Annotated in this window: 10 protein-coding genes and 3 pseudogenes; 3 read left to right on the top strand and 10 right to left on the bottom strand. The window is 66.8% G+C overall.

Translation table 11 applies throughout. From position 1 onward, the window contains the following. Positions 1-282 precede the first annotated feature (282 nt). Positions 283-984 (top strand): hypothetical protein, encoded by a 702-nt coding sequence (locus tag ACWC2T_RS31760; RefSeq protein ID WP_450673785.1) that lies wholly within the window; start codon positions 283-285, stop codon positions 982-984. Between the two features lie 604 nt (positions 985-1,588). Here ACWC2T_RS31760 and ACWC2T_RS31755 read toward each other — a convergent pair. Then, the gene (locus ACWC2T_RS31755; RefSeq protein ID WP_450673784.1) at positions 1,589-2,092 is read right to left on the bottom strand and encodes a nuclear transport factor 2 family protein; all 504 of its coding nucleotides are present in this window, start codon (positions 2,090-2,092) and stop codon (positions 1,589-1,591) included. 134 nt (positions 2,093-2,226) lie between these two features. Beyond that, on the bottom strand, positions 2,227-3,258 hold the full coding sequence (locus ACWC2T_RS31750) for a medium chain dehydrogenase/reductase family protein (RefSeq protein ID WP_450673783.1): 1,032 nt from the start codon (positions 3,256-3,258) through the stop codon (positions 2,227-2,229). Positions 3,259-3,384: 126 nt separating this feature from the next. On the opposite strand from ACWC2T_RS31750, the gene ACWC2T_RS31745 reads away from it, so the two are divergent. After that, the gene (locus ACWC2T_RS31745) at positions 3,385-4,035 is read left to right on the top strand and encodes a TetR/AcrR family transcriptional regulator (RefSeq protein ID WP_450673782.1); all 651 of its coding nucleotides are present in this window, start codon (positions 3,385-3,387) and stop codon (positions 4,033-4,035) included. A 252-nt stretch (positions 4,036-4,287) separates the two neighbouring features. Here ACWC2T_RS31745 and ACWC2T_RS31740 read toward each other — a convergent pair. The 4 genes and pseudogenes from ACWC2T_RS31740 to ACWC2T_RS31725 form a co-directional block, all read right to left on the bottom strand. Then, a pseudogene (locus ACWC2T_RS31740) lies at positions 4,288-4,512 on the bottom strand (transposase); the annotation flags it as partial. 39 nt (positions 4,513-4,551) lie between these two features. Beyond that, positions 4,552-5,019: a hypothetical protein gene (locus tag ACWC2T_RS31735; RefSeq protein ID WP_450673781.1), complete on the bottom strand. Its 468-nt coding sequence runs from the start codon at positions 5,017-5,019 to the stop codon at positions 4,552-4,554. After that, positions 5,016-5,957: pseudogene (locus ACWC2T_RS31730) on the bottom strand (IS256 family transposase); the annotation flags it as partial. The gene ACWC2T_RS31735 and the pseudogene ACWC2T_RS31730, both read right to left, overlap by 4 nt. 116 nt (positions 5,958-6,073) lie before the next feature. After that, a pseudogene (locus tag ACWC2T_RS31725) lies at positions 6,074-6,178 on the bottom strand (hypothetical protein); the annotation flags it as partial. Positions 6,179-6,391: 213 nt separating this feature from the next. Between ACWC2T_RS31725 and ACWC2T_RS31720 the strand changes: the two are divergent. Continuing rightward, on the top strand, positions 6,392-7,357 hold the full coding sequence (locus ACWC2T_RS31720; protein ID WP_450673780.1) for a hypothetical protein: 966 nt from the start codon (positions 6,392-6,394) through the stop codon (positions 7,355-7,357). A 291-nt stretch (positions 7,358-7,648) separates the two neighbouring features. Here ACWC2T_RS31720 and ACWC2T_RS31715 read toward each other — a convergent pair whose 3' ends face one another. The 4 genes from ACWC2T_RS31715 to ACWC2T_RS31700 form a co-directional block, all read right to left on the bottom strand. Continuing rightward, positions 7,649-7,945: a hypothetical protein gene (locus ACWC2T_RS31715; protein WP_450673779.1), complete on the bottom strand. Its 297-nt coding sequence runs from the start codon at positions 7,943-7,945 to the stop codon at positions 7,649-7,651. Between the two features lie 123 nt (positions 7,946-8,068). Beyond that, entirely contained in the window at positions 8,069-8,344 is a 276-nt protein-coding gene (locus ACWC2T_RS31710; protein ID WP_450673778.1) for a hypothetical protein, read from the bottom strand. A gap of 34 nt (positions 8,345-8,378) precedes the next feature. Next, entirely contained in the window at positions 8,379-9,449 is a 1,071-nt protein-coding gene (locus ACWC2T_RS31705) for a hypothetical protein (protein ID WP_450673777.1), read from the bottom strand. Between the two features lie 415 nt (positions 9,450-9,864). After that, entirely contained in the window at positions 9,865-10,032 is a 168-nt protein-coding gene (locus ACWC2T_RS31700; protein ID WP_450673776.1) for a hypothetical protein, read from the bottom strand. Positions 10,033-10,180: the final 148 nt, after the last annotated feature.

Below are 10,180 nucleotides of genomic sequence, written 5' to 3'. Positions count from 1 at the left end.
ACGGCATTGTCACCGATCTGACAGACAGCGACGAACCGAAGATCGACTGGCCGTTCTTCCAGTTCGGTATCTCCGCGCAGTCATTCCATCCGAAGGTCGCCGGGGCGCGACTGTACGCGGACACCCTGGAGGCCGCGCTGGGCGCCTGGCCCAAGAAGTAACCCAGTCAGACCGTGTGGGGATGCCCAACAGGGCTTCCCCACACGCTTTTTGAGTACACATACTCATGCTGCCGGCTACACGTGGGCTGCATGCTGGGGCAGACGGCAGGAGGCCACGGTCATGAAGCGGGTCAAGCAGGTCAAGACAGCGGCATTGATGCTTCTGGCGCTGGCGGTGTCCGCGTGCTCGGCAGAGGACCGGGCTGTACCGGAGAAGACTGTCCGCAAACTTGCCGGCAGCCCGGAAGCGGTCAACGCCAGGCAGAGGTCGGAAGCTGGGCTCAGACAAGTGGTTCAGGCGTACGTCGAGCACACGCCCTTGAAGCTCGGCCTGGTCGTGGTCAGCGACAACTGCTGGGGCGGAACAGCCAGGGGATGGCTGGAGACCAGGGATAGCGACCTGTACAAGATCAGCTGCGGTCTGCATGTCACCGCCTACTTCGGCGCCGACCCGAAACACATCGTGTCCGTCCTCGACGGAATCCTCACAGCCGGCGACCGGAACGTACCCGGCATCGAGTTCAACCACGCAGCATACGGAGCGCTCATCGACTACTACCGGAAGCCCTATGACACACGCAATCCTGAAGTGCCTTCGCGTGATGCCGTAAGCCAGAGTCTGAAGTGGGATCCGGTACGCGACCGTCAATGGAAACCCAATTTCATCAGCGAACCGGAAGGCCCGTGTGAAAATGATCCACCGGTCAAACGGTGTCTGCGTGAACCATCTTCCGCTTCGGTGGCTGCTATACGCAAACAGTACGGCATGGTGTTCCAGCTCAACCTGGGCGCAACCTACTTCAAAATCGTGAAGAAGCACTAACCGCAGGTAGAATCGAAGCCACTCCTGCACGATCATGCGCTCGCTGATCCGCGCGGCAGCTTCTGTGCACCGACGAGGACCGGACACCGAGGTCAGCGTTGTCGCTGGCCTTGGCTGCGCCTGTCCGGGCGGCGTCCGCGGACTGGGTGAGGCGGCCGCTTGGTAGCCATCGCGTCCGTTGCTCCGGCTCTTTCCCGCACTGCTGCGATCGGGTGTTCGTCTGTCGTCATGCCCAGGGCGACGCAGATCGCTTACTGCCGGGCCGCGGCCTGTTCGTCAGGGGCGGTCACGGTGGCGGCTTTGCCGTCCTGCAGTTGCTGAAGGCGCTTGAGTGTTGCGGCGAGCATGGCCTGTGTGCCCGAGGGGTCGCCTGCGGTGCCGCCTTCGATGCGTACCCGGATGTTGACCTTGCCCGAGCGGACGTACCCATAGACGGAGTCGTCGCGCTTGGCGCGCGTCGTGTTCGATGTTCACGAGATGCGACAGCACGTTGGAGGTCGACAGTCCAGCAGGAACGGTGGCGGAACGCGCCTTCCGGCGGTTGGGGGGCGCGTTCCGGTGGTGTCGGTGGTGTGTTTCTGTCAGCTGTGGGTCGTTTGGTGGGTCAGGGGGTGGGCGGGGTCCAGTCGGCGGGGAGGCCGGACTGGCTAAGGACGGCGTTGAGGCTGTAGAAGTCCTGGTCGGAGGTGATCTGGCGGCCGTCGAGGGTGAGGAGGGTGGCCAGCGGCACGGCGAAGGGCTTGGGTGCGCCCTTGAGATGGCCGGAGTAGACGGCCTCGATGGTGATGTGGTCGCCGTCGCGGTGGGTGGCGTGCACGGTGACGTGGACGTTGTCGATGAGGCTGTCGGTGCGGGCCTTCCATCCGGCGATCTCCTGGCGGCCATGGAAGATGACGCCTATGGCCTGGTCGGTGTAGGTGCCGTCGGAGGTGAACAAGGTGCCGAGCGTGTTGGGGTCGGTGCCGTTCCAGGCAGTGGACCAGTCGGCGACGACCTTTGGCAGGTGCCGGTCGGTGGGCGGTGCGGCGAAGGCGGTGGTGCCGAGTGCGGTGATGGCGGCCGCGGCGCAGATCAGGGTGGTCATGGCACGGGTCGGGCGGAGCTTCACGGCGTCGGTCCTCCGGGTGATGTATGTGGGGTGACGGATGCGGGTGTTCGGGTGCCTTGAGCCTGCTTCGAGGTTCGGCGGCGGTGGAGCGTCACGAGGCGCGGGCCAGCGGTGGTGCCCCAGGACTGTGCGGGTCAGGGAGTCAGGACGACCTTGCCGGTGACGGTGCCGGACTCCGCGAGGCGCAGGGCCTCGGAGGCCCTCGCGAGCGGCAGTTGGGCGGCGATGCGGGGGGTGACGTCGCCGCGGCGGACGGCGGCGAAGACTTCGGTGAGGTCGGTCCGCAGCCGGGCGCGGAAGCGGTCCTTGTTCAGCGTCCGGCCGGCCCAGATGTTGTAGAAGTGGGCGCGGCGGCCGTTGGGCAGGGTGTTCCAGATCCAGGTGCGGGCGAGGATTTTCAGCACGGGCCACTGCTTGGAGCCGGTGTCGTCGCGTGTGGAGGCGCTGCCGTAGGCGACGAGGGTGCCGCCGGGGGCGAGCAGGTACCAGGAGTCGATGACGCTGCGGCCGCCGACGTGGTCGAAGACGGCGTCAACTCCACCGGGGGCCAGGTGCCGGACCTGGGCCGTCACGTTTCCGGCGCGGTAGTCGACCGGGGTGACGCCCAGTTCCCGCAGCGCGTCGTGGTGCCGGGCGGAGGCCGTGCCGATCACCTTCACGCCGGCTGCGCGGGCGAGTTGGACCAGGACGGAGCCGACGCCGCCGCTGGCGCCGTGCACCAGGACGGTCTGCCCGGCGCGCACTCGGGCTGTGCGGTGCAGCATCTGCCAGGCGCTGATGCCGTTGACGACGACGGTCTCGGCCTGAGCCGCGGTCAGGCCGTCCGGGACCTCGACCGCGTCCTTGGCGTCGACGAGCACGTGGCTGGCCCAGCCGCCGACCTTGACCAGCGCGGCCACCCGCCGTCCGGCCAAGCCCGGGTCGACTCCCTGGCCGGTCGACAGCACCCGGCCCACCAGGTCATAGCCGGGCACGAACGGGAACGGCGGCTGGTCGTAGTAGCGCCCGCGGCGCATCTGCTGTTCGGCGAATGAGACGCCGGTCGCCTCCATGGCGATCACTATGCGTCCCGGGCCGGGGTCTGGCACGGCTGCGTGGCGGATCCGCAGGCCCTCCGGGGCCACGATGCCTGGCAGAACGACCTGGACGAGGCGTTCGCCGCTCACGGACACCCCTCCTTTCGAGAGAAGCTGTTGTGTTCGTTAGAAGTTCTAACCCCCTTCTCTGTTAGAGTCAAGAGTGTTCGCGATAGGTTCTAACTAACGACGCGGCGAGAGCACGGGAGGCAGGTTGTGAGCGAGCTGAATGCGAGGACTCCCAGGGAGCGGTACCGCGCCCAGGTACGGGAGGCAATCAAGAAGCACGCCTGGGAGCAGATCGCCACTGCCGGGGCTTCCGCTCTCTCCCTCAACGCCATCGCCAAGCAGATCGGCATGAGCGGACCGGCCCTCTACCGGTACTTCGCCAACCGCGACGAGCTGATCACTGAGCTCATCAGGGACGCCTACCGCAGCCTGGCCGACACCTTCCGCGCCCGCGCCGAGGCCGGCGCCGATCTCAGCGACCTGGCGCACGCCCTGCGCAGGTGGGCCCTGGACGACCCGCAGCGATACTTCCTCGTCTACGGCACCCCCGTGCCCGGCTACCAAGCCCCCGAAGACACCACCCGGATCGCCTCGGAGATCATGGCCGTTCTCCTCGACGCCTGCACCGCCCAACAGCCCCCCGCCGCGCCGCCGTCACCGCTGGAGACGCACCTGGACGGGCACCGGGACTGGGCCGCACCGCACCCGGCCGCGCCGTCGGCGCTGCATCGCGCCCTCTCCTTCTGGACCCGCCTCCACGGCGTCCTGTCCCTCGAACTCGCCGGCCACTTCACCGGCATGGGCTTCGATCCGGCCCAGCTCTACACCGCCGAGGCAGAGACCATCACGGGCCACTGACAGCAACAACGGCGCAGCAGCGTCATGCGACGCGACGCTTACCCGAAAACTGAGACGCCGCCAGGGACGCCGCCAAACAAAGGTCGTGAACGCCGAAAGTGCCGCGCAGTGAGGGGCGGCGCTATCTGTGGTGCTGTCGAAACCAGTGAACATTTCGACTCGCGTGCGGAACCTCACTGCCTTCCCAAGTGGCGGCCAGGTGCTGCCCGTTCTCGGGCTCTGGTCCACTTCTTGTGGTGCGGTGACGCTCAGTCACACCAATAGAACCCTTTTGCGGAGGAGTTCGAATCCTGCGCGGCCGAACATCTGACGCTTGAGCATTTTGATCCGGTTGACATGGCCTTCGACGACGCCGGAATTCCACGGTTGGGTGAGGCCAGCGATGACGGCGTCGAGGTCGCGCTCGAGATGGTGGGCGAAGCGGCTGAGACTGGGCAGGTCGGTAGCGGCTCTGGCTGTTTCGATCCACTCGGGCAGTCGGTCGAGCAATAGTCAAGAGTTGTGGGTGAGCTGAGTTCAGCTCTCGCTGCGGTGGTTGAGGCCGGTCCTGGCAGTGTTGCGGATCCGCTTGGTGCGGCCGGCTTCGGCGAGGATCTCGGCAGCCTCGATGTTCGTCCCGGCGGCGGTCATGAGCTGGAGCCAGCTGGATGACGTGAGCAGGTCGTCCGGTTGCCAGGGCAGCTTGAGCGTGATGGCGCGAAAGAGTGACCACTCCCGCAGGCGCTGAGCCAGGAAGGGGTGGTCGATCGTGGCCTGGGTCATCGCCTGCGCCCACCCCTCGTAGGCCGGGCCAGAGTAGAGGTCGGCGGCTCGACGGTCCAGGTGCCGCAGCACGGCGGACTGGGCCATCGTCTGGTCCGGATCGGTGAGCACGCGGCTGACCAGGTCGACCTCGTCCGGGTTCGCAACGTGTGCCAGCTTGTCGAGGTAAGCCGCGAAGCGGGCGTGCTCGTCGGGGTTCTGCAGGATGTCGTGGACGTTCATGCGGCCTGCTCCTCGCGCTCGACCAGAACGCCGTTCTCGAATCGTGCGCCAGCGCGGACCAGGGACACCAGGTGGGCTCCGGTGATCGCGCGCCATCGCGCCTGGGCGGACTCGACCAGCTTGAACACCATCGCGAGCGCGGCCGCCGGGCTGCCCGCGCCGCGGGTGACCTTGGTGCGGAGCTTAACCGTGGAGAAGGTCGACTCGATGGGGTTGGTGGTCCGCAGGTGAATCCAGTGCTCGGCAGGGAAGTCGTAGAACGCGAGCAGTTCGTCACGGTCCTCGGTGATCTTCGCGACGGCCTTCGGGAACTTTGCCCCGTAGGTCTTCGCGAACGCCTCGATCACCTTCTCGGCGTGGGCGCGGTCCTCGGCGTTGTAGATCTCCTGCATCGCCTTCGTCGCGCCGGGCTGCGCGGACTTGGGCAGGCAGTTCGCGACGTTGCGGGCTTTGTGAACCCAGCACCTTTGTGGCCTGGCTGCCGGGAACACCTCGGCGAGCGCCCGCCACAGGCCCATGGCGCCGTCGCCGATGACCAGCTCGGGGTCGCGCATGCCGCGTCGGCGGCAGTCGCGCAGCAGGTCGGCCCACGACTCGGTGGACTCCCGCAGGCCCTCGGCCAGGGCGATCAGCTCCTTCGTGCCGTCCAGCCGGACCCCAAGCAGGACCAGGACGCACGAGCGGGCCTGGCCGAGCCGCACCTTCGGGTGCACTCCGTCCGCCCACACGTAGACGAAGTCGCGGTCGGACAGGTCCCGGTTCTGGAAGGCGGAGTGGTCGTCGCTCCACTGCTGGGTCAGCCGTGTCACGGTCGCGGCCGACAGGCCGGCCGCGCCGCCGAGGAACTGTTCCAGCGCCGGGACGAAGTCACCGGAGGACAGGCCGTGCAGGTAGAGCAGCGGCAGCACTTCTTCGGGGACTTGCGGCACCACGGCGGAAGGATCTTCGAGGAGAACCGCTTGCGCTCGCCGGTCTCGTCGTCGACGCGGCGGTCGTTCACCCGCGGAGCCTTGACCTCGACCGGCCCGGCGGCGGTGACCACAGTCCTCGCCTTGTGGTGGCCGTTGCGGACCACGAGACGCAGGCCATGCTCGTCGGTCTCGGCCGCCAACTCAGCTATGTACTGGTTGACTTCCGCTTCCAGCGCGGCGGCCAGCATCCGGCGGGCGCCTTCCCGCACGATCTCGTCGATCAGGGAGCCGGACTGGGTGGAGCCGTCGTCGGTGACTACGCTGAGCACGGGCGTGCCTTCCCGACCCGCGCTGCAACGCGGGCCTACTCGGAGACCTTACGGATCATTCGGGAAGGTACGCCCTTCGCATGCCATCCCGGAACCAATCCACAAGTCCTGAGCATTGCTCGCCCGGCGGCCATGGCCGGCAAGGGCGGGCTCGATCTGCTTGTGCAGGGCGCCAACTGGGAGGTCCTGCAGACCGCCCGATACGCCAACGGCAAGTGGGCCCCGACCAAGCAGCTGTTCAAGAGCTGGTCCTTCTACGACTTCACCGACGTGGTGCAGAACGGCCGGCTGCGTCTGTTCATCGAGCAGCCCACCAGCTGGGACGTCACCTTGGAGGAGACCACCCAGAACCCGGACGGCAGCTGGCCCGCCCCCACCCCGATGCCCGGCCTGGCGCCGGTGCGGGTCACCTCCAAGCCGACGCGGAACTACCTCGCGGCAGCCGTCGTAGGAACCCACGTGCACCTGGTGTACATCGACACCAACGGCCGCCTGATGCACACCATGGAGCGGTCCGACGGCACCTGGACCGCTCCCGACCAGGTGGCACCGGGCGGCGTCTACCGCAACGACTGGTTCCAAAGCCTGTCGGCCGCCTCGGTCGGCGGAGGGCTGCAGGTGGCCGCGGTGGACCAGATCCACCGCACCGTTCTGCACACCGCGCTCGGCGGGAACGGCAGGTGGACGCCGTGGAGCAACGTGCTGTCCTGGACCGGCACTCCCCGCCACTGGGGCATGCCGATCCAGGTGGCCATGGCCGGGTTCGGTAGCAGCCTGCAGATGGTCGTGCTGACCAACGGCCAGGTCGCGCAGTACCACACCGTCCGCAGCCCGAACGGGCACTGGAGCACCTGGGACGACATCAACGCGCGGGTGGACTTCAACCGCGCGGGCTTCATCGGCACCGTGCTGAATGGGGTCACCGCCGTCAACGTGGCAGGAAACCTCCAGCTCGTTTTCGCCTCCGGCGATGACCGCGGCACGCTCTTCCACACCATGCGTTACGCCAACGGCGCGTGGACCCGAGCAACGCTGGTCCAGCACTACACGAACATGTCCGCCTGGCGGCCCGACGGAGTGGCTGGATCATCCGGCTGAGCTGCGGCCGGGGCACAGGCGCCCTCCGCACGGTGCCGGGGGAATGCCCGGCACCGCTTGGCCGGCCTCCCCCTCCCTGCCGACCACACGGGGCCGCAGTGGCTGGATGGCGAACAGGCCACCCGTGCCCGATGGCCCACGCTCGTCACCACCCGCCAGCACCGCCTCCACACCAACCAGTAGCAGCAGAGGGGAACGGCATCCCTCGCGCCCCAACCGTCTGACTTGCACACATACGGCTGCGGCCCGCGAACACCCGAAGTGTTCGCGGGCCGCAGCCGTAAAGGGAGATCAGCTGGCGTTCCGTCCGATCAGCTGGGTCAGCAGCTCAACGATCTGCGCCTGGTTTCGATCGATCTCCTCGGTGAGGCCGCGGACCTCACCGGCGAGGGAATCCACTTTCGCGTCCAGGTTGCCCACCTTCTGATCAAGGTTGCCCACCTGCAGGCGCAGCGCCGTGAGATGGCTCTTGACGATCCCGAACTCCCGAGCCGTCCGCTCCGCCACGTCCTCGAAACGGCGGGTGAGAGCGGCGATCCCGCCCTGGGCGATGGGGTCCACAGGCACGCGGATCTCCTGCCAGATCATGGGGTGGGATGGTCGTCGGTGGTCCTCTACGACGTCGCGGTCACCGCGTCCCAAGCCCGCCTGCCGTTGGGCCGGCCGATCACCGGTACAGAGCGGTCCAGCGCACTCATCGGGGCGGCCGATTCAGGCCGGGCGGCGCTTCGACCGGGCGATGACGACGACCTCAGCGGTGGCTAGTCCCCACAACAGGGCGGCCACCCAGGCGAGCAAACCGTCGCTGACAGCGATGTAGGTAGTGCCCCACACGATGGCCATGACCACCAGCGGGGCAATCATCGCCATACGGCTGCCCCGAATCGGCGATGTCTGCTGCCGACCGTATGTCGAGCGCAGATAGCCGCGGTACAACGTGCACACAGCCAGCACGATCGCACCACTCCACACCACTACTTCAGCCACGTTGCGCTGTCCCCTCTCAAGTCAGCGGCGGCACCTACTTGCAGTAGCCGCCCTTGTACTGTGCAACAACACCGTCGGTCTTGACCTCTACACACTTGTCCGCGTGCTCGGCGAGAGCCGCCTGTGCCACGACGAGTGCAGCAATAGGGTCGACCACAAGGTCCATGGGGCCGGCGATGGTGGTCAGGACGGCAAGAGCGACGGGACCGCCGTATGCCAGCTTCTTGGTCTCGGACTTGTTGAAATACGCGGTGCCCGTGATGATGCCCCACGTGAAGTGGGGGTCGGCGACCACAGGGAAAGCGGTGCTGCTCGTGGTCTCCACCGTCTGAACGAGCTGATCGCCTTCGAGCGTGTAATGAGTCGGTACGGGCTGGCCGTTGGCGTCCTTCGCCCAGGGCGCGGAGATGTGCCCGACCTCCTGGGCGGCGGTGCCGCCTGCCAGGGTGCGCAGCAGGAGGTAGCCGCCAGCTCCGTCTTCCACCGCTTTGGTGTCGGCCGGCAGGTTCAGGGTGAAGCGCTGCGTGGTCGGTGCCTGGGCATTCTTGAGCGTGATCAAAGTGGACGCGCCACCGTCCGTGGAGGGCTGGACCGCCAGGTCGGTCGCGGTGGCGGCATCCGGGTAGACGACGGTGCCCTCTCCGGTCTTAACCCCCTCCACGTCACTGCGGCCGGGCAGGCCGAGTGACAGGTTGCCCGTGCCCGGTGCTGAGGCGGCAACCTGACCGCCGGCGTTCTCGGGGGTGGAGACGGTTACACCGCCCGTCGTAGCTTGCGCCGGACTGGTGGCCGTGGCCGTGGACGCGGCGATGGTCTGCGTGCCAGTGGCCTGCTGCACAACAGCGGCAGCCTGCGCGGCGTTATCACCGTCAGCGGCGAAGGCCGGGGCGCTGGTGACAGCAAGAGCAGCAGTCAGGGACGAAGCAAGAACGGCAGAGATCGCTGTACGTATGCGCATTACGCTAAAATTTCCCGTTTTGTGTTCGCACCGTCTGGTCAGGACGGCCTTAATAAGGTAAGTCAGGGCAAAGTCCGCGAAAAATCCATCTATGGATTTGCCGCGAAAAACCCGCGTGAAAGCATCGCAGTCCCGAGAAGTGGGCATCGCCCAAAAAGAAGCTACGACGCACACCAAGACATGTAACTTCCCCCGCAAGCAGACTGAAGCTCCTGGTCAGAGAGCTGTAAGCACGTACACGCAGCACTTGTTTCAGCTGCGCGGCGGCCTTGCTATTTGTACATGGCTTGGATCTTGTGATGCAAGTGAAGGGACAGTGATGGAAGCCGATGGGCGCGCTATTTGAGGATCGCTTGAGCTTTCACGCCTATGGCAGCCCAATTCCTTCGGTTACTGGGCAGAGTGGTTCGTTCCTCGAATCAGACGGAGTCAAAGGCCGCTCCCCGATCGGCATGCTGATCCGCCCCGACACCCAAAGAAGTACACGCCCGCCCACCAGCTCCTCACCAACCTCGACCTGCGCGCCAGGCGTTCGCGGCCGCAGCCGCTCAAGCGGGCAAGCTCAGAGGGCCTCCGGATCGACGCCCTGCGCACGCGCGAGCGCGAACAGAACTCGTTCGATCGTGTCCAGACGCTGGGTAATCGACCGCTCCGTCGGCGCACCGACGGCATCGGCGATGGCCTCGATTTCCGCGTCCAGGTCCCGCAGCCACTCGTCATGCGTCGCCATCCCGGCCTCCATATCCACCATCCTGACAATCGACGGCAGCCGGCGCCGCAGACTCACCGGGTCGAAGGCCAGCTCCGGGTCAGTGGAGTAATGCCGGTGCCCGCGTACAGCTGACCCGATCAGTGAGCGGTTCCCCGGCCTTCACCGC

This window comes from Streptomyces sp. NPDC001393 (assembly GCF_053597455.1).
The sequence above is the reverse complement of the archived record's forward strand: the minus strand, read 5'-3'. Positions and strand labels throughout refer to the sequence as shown.

Excerpts from the sequence above, each read along its gene's own strand:
- ACWC2T_RS31760 (WP_450673785.1), top strand. The coding sequence starts at position 283 with ATGAAGCGGGTCAAGCAGGTCAAGACAGCGGCATTGATGCTTCTGGCG.
- ACWC2T_RS31735 (WP_450673781.1), bottom strand. The coding sequence starts at position 5,019 with ATGAACGTCCACGACATCCTGCAGAACCCCGACGAGCACGCCCGCTTC.
- ACWC2T_RS31720 (WP_450673780.1), top strand. The coding sequence starts at position 6,392 with ATGGCCGGCAAGGGCGGGCTCGATCTGCTTGTGCAGGGCGCCAACTGG.
- ACWC2T_RS31715 (WP_450673779.1), bottom strand. The coding sequence starts at position 7,945 with ATGATCTGGCAGGAGATCCGCGTGCCTGTGGACCCCATCGCCCAGGGC.
- ACWC2T_RS31705 (WP_450673777.1), bottom strand. The coding sequence starts at position 9,449 with ATGCCCACTTCTCGGGACTGCGATGCTTTCACGCGGGTTTTTCGCGGC.
- ACWC2T_RS31700 (WP_450673776.1), bottom strand. The coding sequence starts at position 10,032 with ATGGCGACGCATGACGAGTGGCTGCGGGACCTGGACGCGGAAATCGAG.